Annotated in this window: 21 protein-coding genes; 12 read left to right on the forward strand and 9 right to left on the reverse strand. The window is 66.1% G+C overall.

What is annotated here, in order from left to right; genetic code table 11:
• Window position 1: 1 nt before the first annotated feature.
• The 5 genes from EJC47_RS01315 to virB11 are packed head-to-tail and all read left to right on the forward strand — an operon-like array spanning window position 2 to window position 4,881.
• Window positions 2–1,225 carry a type IV secretion system protein gene (locus EJC47_RS01315; RefSeq protein WP_126845163.1) on the forward strand — a complete coding sequence of 408 codons (1,224 nt, stop codon included), beginning with the start codon at window positions 2–4 and terminating at the stop codon, window positions 1,223–1,225.
• A 2-nt stretch (window positions 1,226–1,227) separates the two neighbouring features.
• Complete coding sequence (locus EJC47_RS01320; protein ID WP_260591438.1) at window positions 1,228–1,962, forward strand: virB8 family protein; 735 nt, start codon at window positions 1,228–1,230, stop codon at window positions 1,960–1,962.
• Window positions 1,959–2,765 carry a TrbG/VirB9 family P-type conjugative transfer protein gene (locus EJC47_RS01325; RefSeq protein ID WP_126845165.1) on the forward strand — a complete coding sequence of 269 codons (807 nt, stop codon included), beginning with the start codon at window positions 1,959–1,961 and terminating at the stop codon, window positions 2,763–2,765. The genes EJC47_RS01320 and EJC47_RS01325 overlap by 4 nt, the downstream gene beginning before the upstream one ends.
• Window positions 2,762–3,895: a TrbI/VirB10 family protein gene (locus EJC47_RS01330; protein ID WP_126845166.1), complete on the forward strand. Its 1,134-nt coding sequence runs from the start codon at window positions 2,762–2,764 to the stop codon at window positions 3,893–3,895. Before EJC47_RS01325 ends, EJC47_RS01330 begins: the two co-directional genes overlap by 4 nt.
• On the forward strand, window positions 3,892–4,881 hold the full coding sequence (gene virB11 / locus EJC47_RS01335; RefSeq protein WP_126845167.1) for a P-type DNA transfer ATPase VirB11: 990 nt from the start codon (window positions 3,892–3,894) through the stop codon (window positions 4,879–4,881). The genes EJC47_RS01330 and virB11 overlap by 4 nt, the downstream gene beginning before the upstream one ends.
• 39 nt (window positions 4,882–4,920) lie before the next feature.
• On the opposite strand, the gene EJC47_RS01340 is transcribed toward virB11, so the two are convergent.
• The 3 genes from EJC47_RS01340 to EJC47_RS01350 all read right to left on the reverse strand — a co-directional run bounded on the left by EJC47_RS01340 (window position 4,921) and on the right by EJC47_RS01350 (window position 7,129).
• Window positions 4,921–6,246, reverse strand: coding sequence for a hemolysin family protein (locus tag EJC47_RS01340; protein WP_126845168.1), 1,326 nt, complete (start codon window positions 6,244–6,246; stop codon window positions 4,921–4,923).
• Between the two features lie 88 nt (window positions 6,247–6,334).
• Complete coding sequence (locus EJC47_RS01345; RefSeq protein ID WP_260591439.1) at window positions 6,335–6,784, reverse strand: nucleoside deaminase; 450 nt, start codon at window positions 6,782–6,784, stop codon at window positions 6,335–6,337.
• A 57-nt stretch (window positions 6,785–6,841) separates the two neighbouring features.
• Window positions 6,842–7,129, reverse strand: coding sequence for a hypothetical protein (locus tag EJC47_RS01350; RefSeq protein ID WP_010406664.1), 288 nt, complete (start codon window positions 7,127–7,129; stop codon window positions 6,842–6,844).
• A gap of 176 nt (window positions 7,130–7,305) precedes the next feature.
• On the opposite strand from EJC47_RS01350, the gene rpmB reads away from it, so the two are divergent.
• Window positions 7,306–7,608 (forward strand): 50S ribosomal protein L28, encoded by a 303-nt coding sequence (gene rpmB / locus EJC47_RS01355; protein ID WP_010406662.1) that lies wholly within the window; start codon window positions 7,306–7,308, stop codon window positions 7,606–7,608.
• A gap of 8 nt (window positions 7,609–7,616) precedes the next feature.
• Here the strand turns inward: rpmB and EJC47_RS01360 are convergent, their stop codons facing one another.
• Window positions 7,617–8,612: an esterase-like activity of phytase family protein gene (locus EJC47_RS01360; protein WP_126845169.1), complete on the reverse strand. Its 996-nt coding sequence runs from the start codon at window positions 8,610–8,612 to the stop codon at window positions 7,617–7,619.
• Between the two features lie 150 nt (window positions 8,613–8,762).
• Here EJC47_RS01360 and EJC47_RS01365 point away from each other — a divergent pair, with 150 nt between their 5' ends.
• Window positions 8,763–9,167: a glycine zipper 2TM domain-containing protein gene (locus EJC47_RS01365; protein ID WP_033966514.1), complete on the forward strand. Its 405-nt coding sequence runs from the start codon at window positions 8,763–8,765 to the stop codon at window positions 9,165–9,167.
• Between the two features lie 107 nt (window positions 9,168–9,274).
• On the opposite strand, the gene phbB is transcribed toward EJC47_RS01365, so the two are convergent.
• From phbB to EJC47_RS01385, 4 genes are read right to left on the reverse strand one after another with little or no spacing between them, the layout of a single operon-like run.
• Window positions 9,275–9,997: an acetoacetyl-CoA reductase gene (gene phbB, locus EJC47_RS01370; protein WP_126845170.1), complete on the reverse strand. Its 723-nt coding sequence runs from the start codon at window positions 9,995–9,997 to the stop codon at window positions 9,275–9,277.
• Between the two features lie 36 nt (window positions 9,998–10,033).
• On the reverse strand, window positions 10,034–11,047 hold the full coding sequence (gene hemH / locus EJC47_RS01375) for a ferrochelatase (RefSeq protein ID WP_126845171.1): 1,014 nt from the start codon (window positions 11,045–11,047) through the stop codon (window positions 10,034–10,036).
• Window positions 11,047–13,284: a xanthine dehydrogenase family protein molybdopterin-binding subunit gene (locus EJC47_RS01380; protein ID WP_126845172.1), complete on the reverse strand. Its 2,238-nt coding sequence runs from the start codon at window positions 13,282–13,284 to the stop codon at window positions 11,047–11,049. The genes hemH and EJC47_RS01380 overlap by 1 nt, the downstream gene beginning before the upstream one ends.
• A 46-nt stretch (window positions 13,285–13,330) precedes the next feature.
• Window positions 13,331–15,034 (reverse strand): class I adenylate-forming enzyme family protein, encoded by a 1,704-nt coding sequence (locus EJC47_RS01385; RefSeq protein ID WP_185867519.1) that lies wholly within the window; start codon window positions 15,032–15,034, stop codon window positions 13,331–13,333.
• A gap of 65 nt (window positions 15,035–15,099) precedes the next feature.
• Between EJC47_RS01385 and lgt the strand changes: the two genes are divergently transcribed.
• The 4 genes from lgt to pgeF are packed head-to-tail and all read left to right on the forward strand — an operon-like array spanning window position 15,100 to window position 18,435.
• Window positions 15,100–16,011, forward strand: coding sequence for a prolipoprotein diacylglyceryl transferase (gene lgt / locus EJC47_RS01390; RefSeq protein WP_126845173.1), 912 nt, complete (start codon window positions 15,100–15,102; stop codon window positions 16,009–16,011).
• Window positions 16,012–16,052: 41 nt separating this feature from the next.
• Window positions 16,053–17,162: a class I SAM-dependent methyltransferase gene (locus EJC47_RS01400; protein ID WP_409574461.1), complete on the forward strand. Its 1,110-nt coding sequence runs from the start codon at window positions 16,053–16,055 to the stop codon at window positions 17,160–17,162.
• Window positions 17,159–17,668, forward strand: coding sequence for a GNAT family N-acetyltransferase (locus tag EJC47_RS01405; RefSeq protein WP_126845175.1), 510 nt, complete (start codon window positions 17,159–17,161; stop codon window positions 17,666–17,668). Before EJC47_RS01400 ends, EJC47_RS01405 begins: the two co-directional genes overlap by 4 nt.
• Window positions 17,669–17,703: 35 nt before the next feature.
• Complete coding sequence (gene pgeF / locus EJC47_RS01410; RefSeq protein WP_126845229.1) at window positions 17,704–18,435, forward strand: peptidoglycan editing factor PgeF; 732 nt, start codon at window positions 17,704–17,706, stop codon at window positions 18,433–18,435.
• A gap of 30 nt (window positions 18,436–18,465) precedes the next feature.
• On the opposite strand, the gene EJC47_RS01415 is transcribed toward pgeF, so the two are convergent.
• Window positions 18,466–18,846, reverse strand: a complete 381-nt coding sequence (locus tag EJC47_RS01415; RefSeq protein WP_126845176.1) for a VOC family protein — start codon at window positions 18,844–18,846, stop codon at window positions 18,466–18,468.
• A gap of 95 nt (window positions 18,847–18,941) precedes the next feature.
• Here EJC47_RS01415 and EJC47_RS01420 point away from each other — a divergent pair, with 95 nt between their 5' ends.
• Window positions 18,942–20,279, forward strand: a complete 1,338-nt coding sequence (locus EJC47_RS01420; RefSeq protein WP_033965314.1) for a cystathionine gamma-synthase family protein — start codon at window positions 18,942–18,944, stop codon at window positions 20,277–20,279.
• The last annotated feature ends 11 nt before the right edge of the window (window positions 20,280–20,290 follow it).

A 20,290-nucleotide genomic window follows, 5' to 3' on the forward strand; every position in this document is an offset into this window, starting at 1 on the left:
CATGTCGAACGCCTGCCCCGCCGCCCCGCCCGATGTCCATCTGGTCCATGCGCTGCTGCGCGTGACCGATTGTCAGGTGCGCACGCTGGTCCACACCGGCTATGACGGGCTGTTCCAGAGCGGGGGCAGCTTCGCGAGCGTCCTCACCACGCTGATGACGCTGTATGTCGCGCTGATCGGCTATCAATTGATGCTGGGTCGGGGCGGTTTGCGCATTGGCGACGTGACGCTGTCGGTGGTGAAGCTCGCCGCGATCCTGTCCTTTGCCACGCAATGGGACACCTATCAGGCGATCGTGGTGCGCGTGCTGTTCGACGGCACCGCGCAGATCGCGACCGCCATGCTGCACCTCGATTCGGCGACCGCAAGCGGCGGCGACATTTTCGACCGGCTGCAGCGCGCGTTCGACATCCTGAGCGCCGCGCCCACCCCGCCCGTGCCCGCCAAGCCGACGGGTCCGCTCGCCGCCGTGCCGCAGATCGCCGCTCTGCAAGCGTTGCCGCTGCTCGGCGGCGGGGTGAAGGTGCTGGCGCTGAAGGCAGCCGCCGCCATGCTGCTGTTTTTCAGCCTGGGGCTGTTGCTCGCCACCAAGGTCGTGCTGGGGGTGCTACTGGCGATCGGCCCGATCTTCATCGCGCTGTTGCTGTTCGACGTGACGCGCGGGCTGTTCGAGGGGTGGCTGCGCGCGACGCTGGCCTTTGCCTCCGCCCCGATGACGACGATCTTTCTGCTGGCGGTGATGCTGGAGATACTCGAGCCGTCGCTGGCGGCGATGGTCGAGCAGCGCGCGACCGGAGCCGTGCGCGCCGACACCGCCTATAGCGTCCTGCTGCTGGTGCTGGTCTTCGCTGCGGTAGCGACGGGCTTGCTGATCGCCTCGGCCACCGTGTTCCGCGGCTTTCGCTTGCCCGAGCGCAAGGCCCCTGCCGCGCCGCAGGTGCCATCTCCCGCACAGGCCCGGTCCACACCAGCTCCGGAAGCGCTCGCCTCCCCCGCCGCGCGCACCAGTGCCGCTGTCGCCGCGCTGGCACGGCGCGAAGAGCGGCTGGTTCGCGCGGATGGCGGCGAGACCAGCGTCCGCATCCTCGGCAGCACCGGGGCGAGCGCCGCCGCCAGTCGTGACCCCTGGACTCCGACGCGCGACCAGACTCGCCTCGGCGACGGCGCGCGACGCATCACCCCCACGCGCACCGTTTCCGGCACCGCCTCAAGAAGGCCCGATTGACCATGCACCAGCCCAACCCCGAACCCGCCTTCGCGCGGATACTGCAGCAACGCCCCGAGAATTGGGGCGACGATCTCATCGCGCGCGCGGAGGCCGCGCGGCGGCGCGCACTGATGCTGGCGGGTGTCGCCGCGCTGATCGCGGTCCTGGAGGCGGTCGCGCTCGCGGCACTTGCCCCGCTTAAGACCGTGGTGCCCTATACCATCCTGGTCGATCGACAGAGCGGCTATGCCGAGACGATCAAGGGCCTCGCCCCCGGAGCGCTCACCCAGGACAGCGCCATCGCGCAAGCCGCGATCGTCCAATATGTCATCGCGCGCGAAACCTTCGACGCGAGCGATCTGCGCGCCAATTACGAAAAAACCGCCTTGTGGTCGGACGGCCCGACGCGCGCCGCCTATCGCCACCTGTTCCAGAAGGGCAATCCCGACAGCCCGCTCACCCGCTATCCCGCGACCACCATCGTCTCGACCACGGTGAAGAGCGTCACCATGCCACGAACGGGCAGCGCGACGGTGCGCTTCGATACGATCCGCCACGATCAGGGCGCGGCTGGCGGCGAACGGCGGAGCTGGACGGCGGTGATCGACTATCGCTTTTCGGGCGCGCCGATGCGGATGGAGGATCGCTTCGTCAATCCGCTCGGCTTTCAGGTGACGCATTATCGTCGCGATGCCGAGGACACCGCCCCCAGCCCGGTCCAGTTCGACAGCGCGCTTGGAGTGCCGACGCGATGACCCGCACCACCGTCCCCTGGCTGATCGCGCTGGCCGCGACCTGGACGGCGTGCGTCGCGGCGACGGCGGCACCCGACCGCCCCGCCTGGGTCGATCCGCACATCCGCAATATCGCTTATGATCCCGATCATCTGGTGACGCTGCACGGGCAACTCGGTTTCCAGGTCATGATCGAGTTTGCGCCCGACGAGCATATCGAAAACGTCTCGATCGGCGATGCGCTTGCCTGGCAGGTGGTGCCCAACAAGCGCGCCAATATCCTGTTCCTGAAGCCGCTCGACGCCAACATCCTGACCAACATGTCGGTGGTGACCGACCAGCGCCGCTATATCTTCGATCTCGACGCCAGCCGCGGCAAAACCGCGCATGGCGGCGCGCGCACCTATGTCGTCCGTTTCGTCTATCCCGCCGCTCCGGTCGAACTCGCCGCCGCACCGACCGCGCCGCCGCCACCGGTGCGCAGCAACACGCGCTACAGCTATACCGGCGCGCGGTCGCTGTTGCCGACCCTGGTGTTCGACGATGGCCATTTCACCTATTTCAAATGGGCCGAACAGACCCCCACCCCGGCGATTTTCGCCGTGACCGGCAAGGGCGAGGAAAGCCTGGTCAATTATGGCGTGCGCCAGGGCTATACCATCGTCGAACAGATCGCGCCGCGCTTCCTGCTGCGCAACGGCAGCGAGACAACCACGCTGATCAACGAAGGTTGGCGCGAGCCCGACCCTGGCCCCGACGCGCCGCCGCCGTTCGACGCCAAGACCGCAAAAGCCGCCAAATCCGCCGAGCGAGCCAAGCCATGACCGATCCGCTTTCCCCCAGCGCCGCCATCGGCCCATCCCGGCCCGCCGTCGCCTCCCCCCGACCACAGCGAGGTGGCTGGCTGATTGGTGCCGGGGCGGTTTCGCTCGGGCTGCTGTGTTTCACCTTGCTGTACGCAGCGCGGGCACCCGTCAGCGATGGCATCGTCACGCGCGCTGGCCGCCCTGCCGACTTGGTCGCCCCACTCGCCCCGCCTGCGGAGATCGCGGCGGTCGAGGCGGCGGCACATGGCGTTGTGCCGGCACCGGCGGCTACGCCCAATCCTGTGCCCGTTGCCACACCGTTGCCGCCGGTGTCCGTTGCCGCACCCGGTTTTATCGGCCCATCGGTGGCAGCGCTGAACGAGGCGCAGCGGCTGAAATCGCCCGCACTGATCGTCGATCTGTCGGTCGCGCCTCCCGCCCCCGCCACCGAACCCGGCAAAGCGGGCGCAACCGATGCCGCCAAAGCCGCCGACGGCAAAAGCGGCGGTGCCTCGCATCTGGACGGCGACGAACAATTTGCCGAGCGGGTCTCGTCCGCCGAACCCGAGCGCGCACGCGCCTCGCAACTGCATAATCTGGCAACGGTGGTGCCGCAGGGTGCGATCATCCCAGCGGTATTGGAAACCGCGCTCAATTCGGATTTGCCCGGTTTCGCGCGCGCGGTGGTCAGCCGCGACGTGCGCAGCTTTGACGGCAGTACAGTGCTGATCCCGCGCGGCAGTCGGTTGGTCGGGCAATATAAAAGCGCGGTCGCGCAGGGGCAGTCGCGCGCGTTCGTGATCTGGACGCGGGTGATCCGGCCCGATGGTGCCTCGATCCAGATCGGCTCGCCCGCCGCCGATACGCTGGGCCGCGCCGGGCTGGCGGGCAGCGTCAACCGCCATTTCTTCCAGCGCTTCACCAATTCGGTGCTGCTGTCGGTGGTCAATGCCGCAGTGGCAGCGGTGTCGCGCGGATCGAACACGCAAATCCTGATCGGGTCGAGCCAGGAAGCGACCGGGCTCGCCGCCGCCTTGCTGCCGACACAGATCGTCCCGCCGACGATCAAGGTCGCGCAGGGCACGCCGGTGCGCGTGTTCGTGGCGCGCGATCTCGATTTCACGGCGGTCGGCGGGGCGGCGGAATGAACGCGCTGTCGCCGCCCGGTACCTATCTCGACGCCTATCTGCGTCCGCTCGCGCCGTGGCTGGAGCGCGCCGATGTCACCGACATCTATATCAACGCGCCGGGCGAGATCTGGGTCGAGACGCTCGACGGCCAAAGCACGCGCCACCCCGCGCCCGATTTGACCGAGTCCAATCTGTGGCGACTCGCCACCCAGATCGCTGCGATCACGCATCAAGGCATCAGCCGGGAGCATCCGCTGGTGTCGGCGACGCTACCGGGCGGCGCGCGGGTGCAAATCGTCGCCCCGCCCGCGACGCGCGGCGCTCTGGTCATGGCGATCCGCCGGCAAGTGGTACGGGCGCTATCCCTCGCCGATTACGAGGCGAGTGATGCCTTCGCCGCCACCGCGATTGGCGATACCCAGCATGAAAGTGCCGAGGACGCGGCATTGGCGGCGCTGCTGGAGGCACGCCAAATCGGCGACTTCCTCCGCCAGGCTGTGCAAGCGCGCAAGAACGTCCTGATTTCGGGCGGCACCTCCACCGGCAAGACCACCTTCCTCAACGCCCTGCTGAAAGCGGTCCCCGAGCGCGAACGGCTGGTGCTGATCGAGGACACGCCCGAAGTGGAGATGACCCACCCTAACAGCATCAGCCTGATCGCGGTGCGCGGCGGCCAGGGCGAAGCACAGGTCGAGGCGGAGGATTTGCTCAAGGCCTCGCTCCGCCTGCGCCCCGACCGCATCATCCTGGGCGAATTGCGCGGCAGCGAAGCGTTCAGCTTCCTGCGCGCGGTCAATTCTGGGCATCCCGGTTCGATCACCACCGTCCACGCCGACAGCCCCGCCGCCGCGATCGACCAGATCGCATTGATGGTGATGCAGGCGGGCACCAGCCTCGGCCGCGGCGAGATCGTCCGCTATGTCGAAAGCGTGATCGACGTATCGGTGCAATTGGTGCGCGGCGAAGGCGGGCGGCGAGTCGGGCGGATCGTGTTGCGGCGGTAACGTCCGCCGCACTCGGTTCGCAGCGCAAACCGCCGGTGGCTAGGTCGGTCGATAGCCCGCAGTGCGCGCCCGGCTGACCAGCAATTTGTCGATTCGCCGCCCGTCGAGGTCGACCACTTCGAACTTCCAGCCCTGTTCGATGAAGCTTTCGCCCTCGCCCGGCAAATGGCGGAACACCGCGAGTGCGAGGCCCGCAACGGTCGCATAATCGCGATCCTCGGGCAAATCGATGCCGAGCCGTTCGGCCAGCATGTCGACCGCCATTTGCCCGGCAACCAGCAGCGAGCCATCGTTGCGCGTCACCACCGAGGGCGCATCATCCGGGTCGGCGTCCGACGCGAATTCACCCGCAATCGCGGCGAGCAAATCGGCCGGGGTCACAATGCCTTCGAAATGGCCATATTCGTCGTGGATCAGCGCCATCGGCACTTCTGCCTGGCGCAGCGCGTCAAGCGCATCCATCGCGTCGATCTGGTCGAGCACGATCGGTGCCTGTCGCATCAGCGCCCGCAGATCGAGCGGCTCGCCCTTGAACAGCGCCACCGCAATGTCGCGCGCCTGCACCACGCCGATCACGGTATCGACCGAGCCCTCGGTCACCGGCAGCCGACTGTGCGAGGCATTGACCAGCGCGGCGCGCAACCCGGCGTCATCCAGCGTCGCGTCGATCCATTCAATGTCGGTGCGCGGCGTCATCACTTCGCGCACCGGCCGATCCGCCAGCCGCACCACGCCCGAGATGATCGAACGCTCATGCTCCTCGATCACACCCGACTTGCTCGCCTCGGCGACGATCAGATGGAGTTCCTCGGCGGTGACATGCTCCTCGCTCTCGCGCTTCAGCCCCATCAGGCGAAACAGCAGTCCAGACGACGAATCGAGCAGCCACACCACCGGTGCCGTGCTCCATGCCAGCGCCAGCACCGGCCCCGCCATCGCGGCCGCCAGCGGTTCAGGCGCGCGCAGCGCGATTTGCTTGGGCACCAGTTCGCCGATCACCAGCGACGCATAGGTCGTGATGCCGATGACGATCGCAAAGCCGACGCTCTCGGTCGTCTCCGCGCTCAGCCCCAGAAAATGTAGCCGCGCCGCAACCGGGCCGCCGAGGCTCGCGCCCGAATAGGCACCCGCCAGAATCCCGATCAGCGTAATGCCGATCTGCGTCGTCGACAGGATCTTGCCCGGATCCGCCGCCAGCGTCAGCGCGGTGCGCGCACCACGATAGCCGGTGCGCGCCATCGCCTCCAGCCGCGCCTTGCGCGCCGAGACGATCGCCAGTTCGGACATGGCGAAAACGCCGTTCAATACGATCAACGCGAAGATGATCGCGACGTCGATCCAGGGAAAGGGGGGGAGCGGTGCCATGGCGCAGCCCCTCCTTTGCGCGAATCGCGCCATTTCACAACCGCGCGAGGGCTATCGCCTTGCCGTTATTTGGCGAAGGCGGACAAAATCAGCGAAGTCCGCCGAAAAAGTTCCGCAGCAGGGCGCTCGCCTCGCCGTCACCGATTCCCGGAAACACCTCGGGCCGATGGTGAATCGTCGGCTGGGAAAACAGGCGCGGTCCATACTCCACCGCCCCACCCTTCGGATCGCTCGCTCCATAATAAAGGCGGGCGATTCGGGCATGGGCGATGGCACCTGCACACATCGCGCACGGCTCCAGCGTCACCCACAAATCACAATCGTTCAATCGATCCGACCCGATCGCCGCAGCCGCCGCGCGAATCGCCAGCATTTCGGCATGGGCGGTCGGATCATGCCGCGCGCGGGGTGCGTTGGCGGCGGTGGCGATGATGCGCCCGTCGAGCACCACCACCGCGCCAACCGGAACCTCCCCCGCCGCCGCCGCATCAGCAGCAGCGGCCAGCGCGGCACGCATCGGAGAAGGGAGCGGAAACATCATGCTGCCATGCCCCAGTTGCGGCCGAATCGGCAACTGGCGGCAGGTAGCGCGCCGTTATTGGGTCGTAACGGCGTTACCGTCGGCGCTGACCGGCTTGTTGACCTTTAGCGTCGGCACGGAGATCGTCTTGGTGGTGGTGCCAACCGTCGGCACTTCGATCGTCTTGTTTTCGGTGCCGAGTTCGACCGTCGCCATATTGGCGCTGACCTCCGGAGCCTTGCCGCCGTTCACGCTGAGCGTCGGCAGCGAGCCCGCCTTGGTATCGATCTTGAGCATCCCGAGCGAGACAAGCGCAACGACGACAAGCGCGGCAAGGCCGACTAAAGCTAAAAGAAAGCGCATGGATCTTCTCCCGTGTTCGCAACATCGAATCGTTACCGTAACCAAACCGGCGTCCGGCCTTATGGTTGCATCGCGATATCGAATCGCCTCGGACGGTTGACCGACCGCACTGCATTCGGTATGCGCCCCGCCTTCACGAGCCTCTTCATGGGCTCACGGACATTCAGGAATTTACGATGTCGCGGATCTGCGAACTGACCGGCAAGGGCCGGATGGTGGGTAACAACGTTTCCCACGCGAACAACAAGACCAAGCGCACGTTCTTGCCGAACCTGCAGAACGTCACGCTGATCTCCGACGCGCTCGGCACCAGCGTCAAGCTGCGCGTTTCGGCGCACGGCCTGCGTTCGGTCGAGCATGTCGGCGGCCTCGACAACTGGCTGGTCAAGACGACCGATGACAAGCTGTCGCTGCGCGCCCGTCGCCTGAAGCGCGATGTCGCCAAGAAGCTGACCGCCGCGCCGCAGGCCGCCGCGTAAATCCCCTCTCAGCTCCGGTTGCGCTTCGGCGTAACCGGATCGAGCCTGAACTTCAGCAACAGGCTGCGCTGTAGCGACAATTGGTTATCGTCCGAGACGAGCCAGATGATCGTTGCAGCGCCTTCGCGCGTCACCGCGACTCCCTCGAAATTATCGTGGATCAGCGGGGCCGCCAGCGTCGCGATATCGCGCCCGCGCACCGTCGCTCCCGGCTTGACCTGCGCTGGATCGACCACGGTCAGCACATTGGAAAAGCGTGCCCCGGCAAAGCGACGGTTGAGAATCAACCAGCGCCCGTCAGGCAGCACTGTCATGTCGCTGGGATCGTAGCCGCGCGGGGGCAGATAATTGAAGCGATAGCCCCAGCGCGGTCGCTGCACAGGATCACCGTAGAAAAGGACACCGCCACGCCCTTTCGCTTTCGGCCACGGCTTCGTTTCAGCGATCGTGACCATCCCGCCTGTCGGCAGCAGGGTCATCGCCTCGGGGCCCTCATTTTCCGGCCATTTCGACATCACCGGCGGGGCTCCGTGCGCCTCCACCCGGTGGAAGCCCGAATCGTAGCGCCAAAACGCATTATACCCTTCGAAACCGACCCAGACCGCGCCCGTCTTGCTATCGATGCTCATCGATTCGCTGTCGCGGTCGCGCTTGAACCACCCCGTTCCGGGACCTGCGGGCAGTTCTGCAAAACTGGGGTCGCGGACCTTCCAATCCGAGCCCATTGTGAAGCGCACGATGTCGCTGCTGTCGCTGAGCAAGGTGAAGCGGTCGCCCGCGACACTGAGCGAGGAGAAGCCGCCGAATTGCGGATCTGGGCTGCGCAACTGCACACCGCCCAGCCACACCAGATCCCCCACGCGGGTCAGGTCGGGCCGGGCCGGATCAAGCATCACCGGCACGGCGCGAAAATGCGGATCGGTGCCGAGCCTCACGCGACGCCCTGGCACCGTCGAATCCGGCACGAACAGCAAGGCAAACAAAACCGACCATAAAATGCGCATCCCCCGCCCCTGCGGGAGCCAGCAGCGACACGCAACCGCGATTCGTCGGGCGCTGCGCCGATGAACGACGGCTAACAGAGCCATTCAGGCTTACCTCAGCCCGACTCGGCCATAACCGCATCATCGGAAACACCAACCGGGAGACGCACCATGTTGAAGAAACTCACGCTCGCAGCCACGGCGATGGTCCTGACCGCTTCCGGTCTGGCCGCCACGCCTGCCGCCGCCCAGCGCTACGATGGCGGCCAAGGCTATGCTTACGATCAGGCCTATCGCGACGGCTACAATCGCGATGACGGATATCGCGGTTACCGCGACGATCGGCGCGGCTATCGCGACGACGGCTATTATCAGGACCGCCGCTACTACAGCCGCGCCCGCAACCGCTGCAACAACGACCGCGGCACCATTATCGGCGCGATTGCCGGCGGCTTGCTCGGCAATGTGATCGCAGGCGGCGGCGACCGCACGCTCGGCACCGTCCTGGGTGCAGGCGGCGGTGCCCTGGCCGGTCGTGCGATCCAGAAGGACGGTCAGCCGGGCTATTGCCGCTAACGCGACCGCGACGCCTTTCAGAGTTACCCCCGCGTTGCGTAACAGGGGGCGGAGGCCGGCTTCCCTAGAGGCCGGCCTCCTTTATGTCCGGGCGATGCGCCCGGCGATCAATACATATGTTGCCCGCCATTGATGCTGAGCGTGGAGCCGGTGACGAATCCGCCTTCGTCCGAACACAGGAAGGCGACGCCGCGCGCGATTTCGCTCGCCTGGCCCAGCCGACCGACCGGGATCTTGGCGACGATCTTCTCCAACACATCCGCCGGGACCGCCGCGACCATGTCGGTATCGATATAGCCGGGCGCGATCGCATTGACCGTTACGCCCGCCCGCGCGCCTTCCTGCGCCAAGGCCTTAGTGAAGCCATGAATGCCCGATTTGGCGGCGGCATAGTTGACCTGGCCATATTGGCCGGCCTGGCCGTTGATCGACCCGATATTGACGATGCGGCCCCATTTGCGGTCGCGCATGCCCGGAAACACCGCCTTGGCCATGTTGAAGCAACCGCCCAGATTGGTGTCGATCACTTCTTTCCACGCCTGATAGGTGAGCTTCAGGATGGTGCCGTCGCGCGTGATGCCGGCATTGTTGACCAGCACGTCCACCGGCCCCAGCGCCTCGACCACCTTCGCCGTGCCTTCCTGACACGCGTCGTAATCGGCGACGTCCCATTTGAATGCAGCAATTCCGGTGCGCTCGGTAAATTCGCGCGCACGGTCATCATTGCCAGCATAGGTCGCGGCGACCGTCATGCCGTGATCCTTTAGCGCAAGGCTGATCGCCTCCCCAATCCCGCGAGTGCCGCCGGTTACGATCGCGACGCGTGCCATCAAACTCTCCTCTCAGGATCTATCGCCCAGCCCACGCTAGGCGGATGGCGTCCACCCTTCAAGTTGACGCGCAAGTAAAACCCGCAACATATCAATGCCGATTTCCCCCGCATTGAGACAGGGGATGTAGGCGAAGTGGGTGCCACCCTTTTCCTCGAAGCTTTCACGCCCGCGAATCGCCAGCTCCTCCAGCGTTTCGAGGCAGTCGGCGGAAAAGCCCGGCGCAAAGATCGCCACCTTGGTGATGCCTCGGGCGGGGAGCGCGTCGAGTGTGGTGTCGGTCGCGGGCTCCAGCCACTTCGCTCGCCCGAACCGCGACTGGAACGCGACCGTCAGTGGCCGCCCCAGGCGCTCGCCCAGCAGGCGTGCTGTCTTCTGGCAATGGCAATGATAGGGATCGCCCAGTTCCAGCGTCCGCTGCGGCATGCCATGGAAACTCGCCACGATCGCTTGCGGCTCGAAATCGAGCGCGGCGAGCCCTGCGGTCAGCGATTCGGCCAACGCCGCGATATAGGCAGGATCGTCATAATAAGGCGGCAACGTGCGCAAAGCGGGCTGCCAGCGCATCTTCGCCAGGGTCGCAAAGGCCTTGTCGTTGGCGGTCGCGGTCGTCGCGCCGCTATATTGCGGATAGAGCGGGGCGATCAGGATGCGCTCGCACCCGGCATCCTTCATCGCCTGCAAACGATCGCCGATCGACGGATTGCCATAACGCATCGCCCAATCGACCAGTACCCCGGGACCAAACGCACCCTGCAGCGCCGCGCTCTGCGCCTTGGTGATCGCCGCCAGCGGGGAGCCATCGGCGCTCCACACCTGAGCATAGGCATGGGCGGACTTTTTCGGCCGGGTGTTCAGAATGATACCGCGCAGGATCGGCTGCCACAGCAAGGGCGGAATTTCCACCACGCGCCGGTCCGACAAAAATTCGGCGAGATAGCGCTTCACCGATTTCGCATCGGGCCCATCGGGCGTGCCGAGATTGGTGAGCAACACGCCGATCCTGGGCGCGGGAATCGCCGGGTGCCCGGCAGGAAGGATGGCTGGCATCAAACGGTTCCCGGAGTGAGCGGCAGGCGGCGCAAGCGGTAGCCCGTAGCGGCTTGCAGCGCATTGGCAATGGCCGGCGCGACCGGCGGCACGGCGAGTTCGCTCACTCCGCCGGGCTCCGCCTCGCTCGAAATCAGTTCGACGGTAATGTCCGGCGTGTCGGCCAGCCGTGGCAGACCGAGATCGCCAAAGCCCCGCGCCTCGGCCAGATTGGCCTTGAATCCGGTCGCGCTGCCCGTCGCCGCCGCCATGCCGAACAGCAAACCGCCTTCGATCTGCTGGCGAACGATGTCGGGATTGATCTGCCGCCCGCAATCGACCGCCGCGACGATGCGATCGACGCTGACCGCCTGCCCCTCGCCGACATGCGCCTCGACCAGCACCGCGATATGGCTGCCGCGAAAGCTGTGACAGGCAATGCCCTGCCCGCTCCCGGCGATGCCGCCTTCCCAGCCGCCGAGCGAAGCTGCCGTCGACAGGCACCGCGCCAGCCGCGCATCCCCACCCAGCATGCCGATGCGGAACGACAGCGGCTCCGTCCCCGCGACATGCGCCAGTTCATCCAGGAAGCATTCGGTGAAAAAGGTGGTGTAGCTATGCGCGCCCGATCGCCAATGGCCGGTCGGTACGCCGATATCGGCCGGGTGATGGTCGATCGCATAAGCTGGAATACGGTAGAACGGCGCGGCCCCGGCCACCGCATAGCCATCGCCGAAGGGCGCAACAGCTTGCGCCGCGCGGAACCCGGTATCGTGCGCCAGCAAGCGCCCGGCCAGCTCCTGGCCGGTCGCCGGGGCGGCGATCTTGGCAAGCCAGCCGAGGATCTGCCCATTGCCGCCGAGCCGGGCCGCCATCCGTGCCGCCGCCGGGGGGCGATAGCGATCGTGCAGCAGATCTTCGGATCGGCTCCACACCAATTGCACCGGGCGCTTTAGACTGTGCGCCAGCACCGCCGCCTGTGCCGCACATTGCGTTTCCAGATTCGCGCCGAACGAGCCGCCGATCAGCATGGGATGCACCAGCACCGCATCCTCCGCCAGGCCGATCGCCGCCGCCGCTGCGCTGCGCGCCAACCCCGGTGCCTGGGTCGGCAACCACAGCTCCAGCCGCCCGTCCCGATACTGCGCGGTCGCCGTCATCGTCTCGATCGCGGCGTGCGCGGCAAGGCCGACATGATAATCGGCGGTCACCACGCGCGCGCCCTTGAACACCGCCGACAGATCACCCTGCCGCGCGATGCGTGCGCCGGGCCCGTCGAGCGCGGCCTTCAGCGCCGCGTTGATGCTGGCGCTACTGACCAAGCGGCTTTTGGTCTCGAACCGGGGGGCAAGGGCATCGAGCGCCTTGTTCGCCGCCCACCAGTTATTGGCGATCGCCGCGACCCAGCGATCGTTGGTGACGACCTGCAGAACGCCGCGAACGCGCTCTGCCGCCGTGCGATCGACCCGCATCAACGTGCTGTCACCCACCGGCCCCTGGCGAATGCTGGCATAGACCATGTCGGGCAAGCGCACGTCGCCTGCAAAATTGGCCGAACCGTCGATCTTGGACGGGCCATCGAGCCGGGGCAGCGACTGGCCCGACAGCCGATCCCCGCCATCGCCGCGCAGCGGCAGCGGATCGGGCAGCGTGCCGCCCACCGCTTCGGTCGCCAGCTCGGCGAAGCGCAGCCGGTTGTTGCCGTGGACGACGAAACCTTCGGCGGTGGTGCACGCCTGCCACTCGACCTTCCAGCGCCTGGCCGCAGCCTTACACAACAGCACGCGTGCCGCCGCCCCCGCCGCGCGCAAGGGGTCCTCAAACGCGCGGACCGACGTCGACCCGGCAGTCAGCATCAGCCCCATCCGCCCGGCATGGGCCTCGCGCCACGCCTTGACCAGGCCGTCGCCCGGCTGCTCGAACAGCTCGCGCGCGCCCAGCGCATTGGCGTAGAGCGGGTTGAACGGGGCCGCCTCGACCGCGACGGTCCGCCAGTCCGCGCCCAGTTCGTCGGCGATGATTTGCGGCAGCGTTGTATAGACGCCCTGCCCATGTTCGGCTTGCGGCACGGCGACGGTGACATGGCCATCGTCGCCGATCTTGAGCCACGCGCCGAACACGCTCTCGCCCTTGTCGGCAGTGAGATTGCCCGAATAGCGCCGCGGCCATAGCCCCCATGCCACGACCAGCCCGATCCCCGCGCCACCACTGATCAGCAGCGTGCGACGATCGATCTTCGGGGGTGCGGGGGAAGCCATCGCCTTGCTCTATCGCGCCAAGCGTCGCACCGCCAGTTCGGTGTGGCTAGGCCGTCACAGCCTCCGCCGCTGCCAGTGCGCGATATTTGGTGCGGATCGAGACCTTGTCGATCTTCTCGGTGCCGAGGCGCGGCAGCGCGTGATCAACGATCCAGATGCGCTGCGGCACCTTGAACGCGGCAACATGCGCGAACAGAAATTCGCACAGCGCCTCGCTCGTCAATGTCTCGCCCTCGCGCGGAAGCACCACCGCGCCCGGCACTTCGCCGAAGCGCTCGTCGGGAAGGCCGAACACCGCCGCCTCCGCCACCGCCGGATGCTCGTAAATCGCCGCCTCGACTTCCTGGCACGAGATGTTTTCGCCACCGCGGATGATAATGTCCTTCTTGCGATCGACGATGAACAGATAGCCGTCCTCGTCGAGATAACCGATATCGCCGGTCAGAAAGTAACGATCGGCGGTGAAGGCAGCGGCGGTGGCGTCGGGCCGCCCGTAATATTCGGTGAAGTTGCAGATCGAGCGAATGCCGACCTCGCCGCGCTCGCCCTGCGCGACCGGCTTGCCCGCGCCATCAAGGATCGCGAGATCGACCAACGGTGCCGAAGCGCGCCCGGTTGAATTGGGCTTGGCGAGGTAATTGTCCCGGAAATTCCCGCAGCCCACGCCGTTGGTTTCGGTCAAGCCGTAGCCGAGCAGCGGCTTGGGGCCGCCCATTTCGTCGGCGATGCGCCGGACATGCTCGACCGGACGCGGTGCCCCGCCTGCGGCGAAATCGGTAACCGACGACAGATCATAGTCGCCACGCTTCGGGTGAGTCAGAATCTCGAAACTCATCAGCGGCACGCCGACGAAATAACTGACCTTCTCGGCCTGAATCAGCCGCATCGCCTCTTCGGCATCCCATTTCGGCATCAACACGAGTTTGCGCCCCATGGCAAAGCTTTGCAGGAACACCGGCACTTCGGCGGTGACGTGGAAGAGCGGCACGTTGAGCAAGGTTGCGGGCTGGCCGACCGGCGGATTGCCATCGGCAGTCGTAATGCCGAGCATGACCAGCGCTTGCGCGAGATAGTTGAACACGCCCTGCGTCACCGCCCGATGATTGCTGATCGCACCCTTCGATTGGCCCGTCGAGCCCGAGGTGAACAGGATTGTGGCGGGGTCTTCGGGCGCGATAGTCGGCAGGGCGACGTCGGTCGGCCCGGCCAGCGCCGCAAGCGCGCTGCCAAGCGGCTGCACATCATCGATCGTCACCACCGCGACATCGAGCCCGTCAATCTCGGCCAGCCGCTTCGCTCGCGGGGGATCGGCAAAGACCAGGCGGCACTCGACCTCGGCCACCGCGGTCGCCAGTTCCTCGGACTGCCACCAGCCGTTCAGCAGCGTCGCGACACCGCCCGCCATCACGATACCCATGTACAGCGCGATCCACGACGGCGAATTGCGCATCGCGATGCCGATTCGGTCGCCGGGAGCAACTTGGTGTTGCGCAATCAGGCCCTTTGCAACGCCCTGCGCGACCGCATAAACCTCCGCAAAGGTCAGCCGCTCGGGCCCCGCCACCAGGAAAGGCAGGTCGGCGTGAGTCGCGCAATAATGCGCGAAATAGGGCGGCAAGGTCTGCGGTACGCCAGTGATAAACGGCAGATCGACGCCACCTGCCGCTACGGATCCCAGCCCGAACGGTGCCCCGGGCCCGGTCAGCCCCGCCAGGGCGGCATCCATTCGCAGGTCCAGTTTGCTCGGCATCTCGCTCTCCACTTGGTCTTATCGCCTTCCGCCATTATGGAGGCGCAAATCCTCGGGGAAAAGCCTTGATCCTGACTGCCGCCCTGCCCGTGCTCGCCAATGCCGCCTCGGCCGCGCAGGGCCACCTCCATTTCGCCGATCTCCACCTCAATCCGGTGGCGATCGACCTGCGTTTCTTCCAGATCAAATGGTATTCGATCGCCTATATCACCGGCATTCTGGTCGGCTGGTGGTATTTGCTGAAGCTGCTGCGCCAGCCGGGCGCGCCGATGGCACGCCGCCATGCCGACGATCTGGTGTTCTACGCCACGCTCGGCATCATCCTTGGCGGGCGGCTGGGCTATGCGCTGTTCTATGCGCCGCAATTGCTGACCAAATGGGGCCTGTTCAAGCTGTGGGATGGGGGCATGTCGTTCCACGGCGGGATGATCGGCACCTCGATCGGCATCATCCTGTTTGCGCGCTCGCAAAAGCTCGATTGGCTCCGCGTCCACGATTATCTCGCCTGCGCGGTGCCGTTCGGTCTGTTCTTCGGGCGGATCGCCAATTTCGTGAACGGCGAATTGTGGGGCAAGCCGTCCGACGTGCCGTGGGCAATCGTGTTCAACGACACCGTACAAAGCGGCATGATCGAACCCGCGCGCCACCCGAGCCAATTGTACGAAGCCGGGCTGGAGGGCGTCGCCCTGTTCGCGGTGCTGTGGTTCGCCTTCTGGAAGACCAAGGCGCGCTATGAGCCGGGCAAATTGGTCGGGCTGTTCCTGCTTGGCTATGGTCTGGCACGCTTCACCGTCGAATTCTTTCGCGAGCCCGATGCGCAGTTCAACGATTGGTGGGGCGGCTTCTTCGCGCACACAATCCATATGGGGCAGGTGCTGACGCTGCCGATGATTATCGGTGGGCTTTATCTGATCGTCACCGCCAAGGGCCGCCGCCGCCGCGTCGTACCGATCGCGGGCGACGCGAGCGTGGCATGAAAAAGTCCCCCTCCCGCTTGCGGGAGGGGTTAGGGGAGGGAATGGCCGCAGTGTCCCCCGATCCTATAGCAGCCCCTCCCCCAGCCCCTCCCGCAAGCGGGAGGGGAGACGAAACGACCGCCCCGCTGGCCGACCGCCTCGCCCGTGCGATCACGCTGGCCGGTCCGATTTCGCTCGCGCAGTTCATGGCGGCGGCCAACCAGCATTATTATGCGACGCGCGATCCGCTGGGCAGCGGCGGCGATTTCACCACCGCGCCCGAAATCAGCCAGATGTTCGGCGAACTGATCGGGCTGTGGGGTGCCGATCTGTGGGACCGCGCCGGGCGACCGCCAGCGGCATGGGTCGAACTCGGCCCCGGTCGGGGGACGCTCTCGACCGATGCGCTGCGCGCGGCGGGCAAGGCCGGTTTCACCCCGCCGGTGCATCTGGTGGAGACCAGCCCGGTGCTGCGCGCGGCGCAAGCCGACCGCTTGGCCGATGCGACCTGGCACGACGCGATCGATACACTGCCAACCGATCGCCCGCTGATCGTGGTCGCCAATGAATTCTTCGACGCGCTGCCGATCCGCCAACTCGTCAAAGGCGCGGGCGGCTGGTTCGAGCGGGTGGTCGCGTGTCAGGACACGTTGTTCCTCCCGATCGCGGGCAAGCAAGTGCCCGACGGCGTTATCCCCGAGGCGCTGCGCGCCGCGCAGGCAGGCTCGGTGATCGAGACGTCTCCCGCCAGCGTGGCGATCCTGCGCGGCCTTGCCCAGCGGATCGTCGTACAAGGCGGGGCGCTGCTGGTGATCGATTATGGCTATCACGGCCCCGCGATCGGCGACACGCTGCAAGCGGTGCGCGGCCATGCTTACGCCAACCCGTTCGACATGCCGGGCGAGCAGGATCTGACCGCACATGTCGATTTCGGCACGCTCGCCGCCGCCGCGACGGTCGAGGGCGCGCAGGTCGCGGGCCCGGTCGGGCAAGGCGCGTTCCTCGGCGCGCTCGGCATCGCCGCCCGCGCTGCTGCGCTTGCCACTGCCGCGCCCGATCGCGCCGAAGGCATTGCCGCCGATCACCAGCGCCTCACCCAGGCGATGGGCACTTTATTCCAGGTTCTGGCGGTTTCCTCCCCCGACTGGCCACTCCCAGCGGGGTTTGCATGATCCACTACCGTGACGCCCGGACGATCGACGGGCCTCCGCTTGCCGCAATGGCGCGCCAGTCCTTCACCGAGACCTTCGGGATGCTCTATCCCGAATCCGATCTGAACGCCTTTCTCGACGAGGCGTTCGGCCCCAATGGCTTGCCCGCCCAACTCTCCGATCCCGATTTCGCGATCCGGCTGGCGCTCGACGATGGGCAGATCATCGGGTTCGTCAAAATGGGGCCGGTCACCTTCCCCGGCGAATGGCGTCCCGATGCGATCGAGCTGTACCAATTCTATGTGCTCAGCGGATGGCACGGCCAGGGCGTGGCGCAGGAACTGATGGCGTGGTCGCTCGACCATGCGCGCAGCCACGGCGCGCGCGAAGTGATCCTGAGCGTCTATGTCGACAATCACAGGGCGCATCGTTTCTATGAAAAATACGGTTTCCGCGACATTGGGCGGATCGCGTTCCGCGTCGGCGCGACCGTCGATGACGACAATCTGATGCGGCTGGTGCTGTGAGCGCGCTGGCAGCGGTCGAGGTGATCCGCGCACCCATGCTGGCGGGGACCCAGCATGGCTTTCTCGGGCGGATCGGCGGCATATCAAAGGGTATCCATGCCGGGCTGAACGTCGGCATCGGCTCCGACGACGATGCCGCCGCCGTCGCCGAAAATCGCGCGCGGGCCGTCGCGGCGGTGCTGCCGGGCGCGCGATTGCTGTCGCCCTATCAAGTGCATTCCGCCGAGTGCGTCACCGTGGCCACGCCGTTTGAAGACACTGCACGCCCGCATGCCGATGCGCTGGTGACCGATCGCCCGGGCCTGGCGCTCGGCATCGTCACCGCCGATTGCGCGCCGGTGTTGCTGGCGGATGTGCAGGCCGGAATCATCGGAGCGGCGCACGCGGGATGGAAAGGGGCGCTCGGCGGCGTCACCGATGCCACCATTCAGGCGATGGAAGCGCTCGGCGCACAGCGCGACCGCATCGCCGCCGCGATCGGCCCGTGCATCGCGCGCGCCAGTTACGAAGTGGACGAAGCCTTTGCGCGCCGCTTCGAGGCCAACGACCCGGCCAATGAACGCTTCTTCGCCGAAGGCCGCGCGGGCCATTTCCAGTTCGACCTGGAAGCCTATGTCGCGCACCGCCTCGCCAGCGCCGGGGTGACGCGGGTCGCGATGCTGGGGCTCGACACCTATGCCGACGAAGCGCGCTTCTTCAGCTTCCGCCGCGCGACGCATCGCGGTGAGCCTGGCTATGGGCGTCAGATTTCGATCATCGGCCTCTGACGCCTCGCCAAGCGGGCGACCAAAAGCCCTTTACCGGGTCTTCACTTCGTCGGGATTGGTCAATTGCGCGACGATCCAGCCATTGCCGTCAGGGTCCTGCAGCATGGTGAAGCGTCCCCATGGCTGTTCGTCGACCGGTGACACCGTCGCCCCTGCCGCCGCCAGCCGGGCATGTTCGGCGTCGATATCGTCCACCGCCAACATCAGCCCCTGCACCGATCCGGGCGGCATCGCGTCGAACCACGTCACCAGCGCAACCGTCGCGCCACCATCCTTGGGCTGCAACTGAACCCAGCGCATGTCGGGCCCCATCGCCTCGACGCGCAACACCACCAGCCCAAGTGTTTCCACATAAAAGCGCCGCGCCCGTGCCACATCGGTCACGGGCACCGAAACGATTGCGATCGGCATATCCTGTCCCCCCAAGGATCTGCCGCGAAATAGTATCATTCGAGACTATCTCGCGGTAAGGCTTCCTATCATTTTTCGACGCAGGATGCACCCTCATGGCGAAGCCGACCGACCAGACCGACCCCCAGACCGAAGCCGATCTGACCGGCGTCGCGCCGCGCACCAAGCCCAAGCCCTCGATCGAGAAGATCGGCGATCGCAAGCTGAAGGCCTCCACGCTGATGATGGGCCACGGCTATGATCCGATGCTGTCGGAAGGCTCGCTCAAACCGCCGATCTTCGCCACCTCGACCTATGTTTTCCCCAATGCAGCCGCAGGCAAGCGCCATTTCGAGGGTGTTACCGGCAAGCGCCCCGGCGGCTCCGAAGGGCTGGTCTATTCGCGGTTCAACGGCCCGAATCAGGAAATCCTCGAGGATCGCCTGGGCGTGTGGGAAGAGGCCGAGGACGCATTGGTGTTCTCCAGCGGCATGTCGGCGATCGCGACGCTGTTCCTGTCGATGGTCAAACCCGGCGATACCATCGTCCATTCGGGCCCGCTTTATGCCGCGACCGAGACGCTGATCGCGCGCATTCTCGGTCGCTTCGGCGTGCATTGGCTCGATTTCCCGGCGGGCGCGACGCGGGAAGAGATCGATGCGGTGATGAGCAAGGCGGCGACCGGCAATGTCGCTTTGATCTATCTCGAAAGCCCCGCCAACCCGACCAACGCGCTGGTCGATATTCAGGCAGTGGCGGCGAGCCGCGACGCGATCTTCAAGGGCGCGAAGCCGCCGATCGCAATCGACAATACCTTCCTCGGCCCACTCTGGCTCAAACCGCTTGAGCATGGCGCGGACATCGTCGTCTATTCGCTGACCAAATATGCCGGCGGGCATAGCGATCTGGTCGCGGGCGGTGTGCTCGGGTCCAAGGAGCATATCAACACCATCCGGCTGATGCGCAACACGATCGGCACGATCTGTGACCCCAACACCGCCTGGATGCTGATGCGCAGCCTCGAAACGCTGGAATTGCGGATGAGCCGTGCGGGCGAGAATGCGGTCAAGGTGTGTGGCTTCCTGCGCAGCCACCCCAAGGTCGAGCGAGTCGGCTATCTTGGCTTCCTAGCCGATACGCCGGGGATGGAGCGCCAGGCGGATATCTATGCGCGCCATTGCACCGGCGCGGGATCGACTTTTTCGTTGATCCTGAAGGGTGGCGAGAAAGAAGCCTTTGCGTTCCTCGACGCGCTGAAAATCGCCAAACTGGCGGTGTCGCTGGGCGGCACCGAAACGCTCGCCTCGCACCCGGCGGCGATGACGCATCTGTCGGTGCCCGATGCGCGCAAGCAGGCGCTCGGCATCACCGACAATCTCGTGCGCATCTCGATCGGGGTCGAGGATGCGGATGATCTGATTGCCGATTTCGACCAGGCCCTCGCGGCGATCTGACAAGCGTGGCC

The organism is Sphingomonas sp. TF3, assembly GCF_003985085.1.
Classification (GTDB): Bacteria; Pseudomonadota; Alphaproteobacteria; order Sphingomonadales; family Sphingomonadaceae; genus Sphingomonas.

Coding starts and splice junctions, on each gene's coding strand:
- EJC47_RS01360 (WP_126845169.1), bottom strand. CDS start 8,612: ATGCGCATTTTATGGTCGGTTTTGTTTGCCTTGCTGTTCGTGCCGGAT.
- EJC47_RS01420 (WP_033965314.1), top strand. CDS start 18,942: ATGGCGAAGCCGACCGACCAGACCGACCCCCAGACCGAAGCCGATCTG.
- EJC47_RS01325 (WP_126845165.1), top strand. CDS start 1,959: ATGACCCGCACCACCGTCCCCTGGCTGATCGCGCTGGCCGCGACCTGG.
- EJC47_RS01350 (WP_010406664.1), bottom strand. CDS start 7,129: ATGCGCTTTCTTTTAGCTTTAGTCGGCCTTGCCGCGCTTGTCGTCGTT.
- EJC47_RS01415 (WP_126845176.1), bottom strand. CDS start 18,846: ATGCCGATCGCAATCGTTTCGGTGCCCGTGACCGATGTGGCACGGGCG.
- EJC47_RS01340 (WP_126845168.1), bottom strand. CDS start 6,246: ATGGCACCGCTCCCCCCCTTTCCCTGGATCGACGTCGCGATCATCTTC.
- EJC47_RS01345 (WP_260591439.1), bottom strand. CDS start 6,784: ATGTTTCCGCTCCCTTCTCCGATGCGTGCCGCGCTGGCCGCTGCTGCT.
- pgeF (WP_126845229.1), top strand. CDS start 17,704: ATGCTGGCGGGGACCCAGCATGGCTTTCTCGGGCGGATCGGCGGCATA.
- EJC47_RS01320 (WP_260591438.1), top strand. CDS start 1,228: ATGCACCAGCCCAACCCCGAACCCGCCTTCGCGCGGATACTGCAGCAA.
- EJC47_RS01330 (WP_126845166.1), top strand. CDS start 2,762: ATGACCGATCCGCTTTCCCCCAGCGCCGCCATCGGCCCATCCCGGCCC.
- virB11 (WP_126845167.1), top strand. CDS start 3,892: ATGAACGCGCTGTCGCCGCCCGGTACCTATCTCGACGCCTATCTGCGT.
- EJC47_RS01385 (WP_185867519.1), bottom strand. CDS start 15,034: ATGCCGAGCAAACTGGACCTGCGAATGGATGCCGCCCTGGCGGGGCTG.
- EJC47_RS01380 (WP_126845172.1), bottom strand. CDS start 13,284: ATGGCTTCCCCCGCACCCCCGAAGATCGATCGTCGCACGCTGCTGATC.
- phbB (WP_126845170.1), bottom strand. CDS start 9,997: ATGGCACGCGTCGCGATCGTAACCGGCGGCACTCGCGGGATTGGGGAG.
- EJC47_RS01400 (WP_409574461.1), top strand. CDS start 16,053: ATGGCCGCAGTGTCCCCCGATCCTATAGCAGCCCCTCCCCCAGCCCCT.
- rpmB (WP_010406662.1), top strand. CDS start 7,306: ATGTCGCGGATCTGCGAACTGACCGGCAAGGGCCGGATGGTGGGTAAC.
- hemH (WP_126845171.1), bottom strand. CDS start 11,047: ATGCCAGCCATCCTTCCTGCCGGGCACCCGGCGATTCCCGCGCCCAGG.
- EJC47_RS01405 (WP_126845175.1), top strand. CDS start 17,159: ATGATCCACTACCGTGACGCCCGGACGATCGACGGGCCTCCGCTTGCC.
- EJC47_RS01315 (WP_126845163.1), top strand. CDS start 2: ATGTCGAACGCCTGCCCCGCCGCCCCGCCCGATGTCCATCTGGTCCAT.
- EJC47_RS01365 (WP_033966514.1), top strand. CDS start 8,763: ATGTTGAAGAAACTCACGCTCGCAGCCACGGCGATGGTCCTGACCGCT.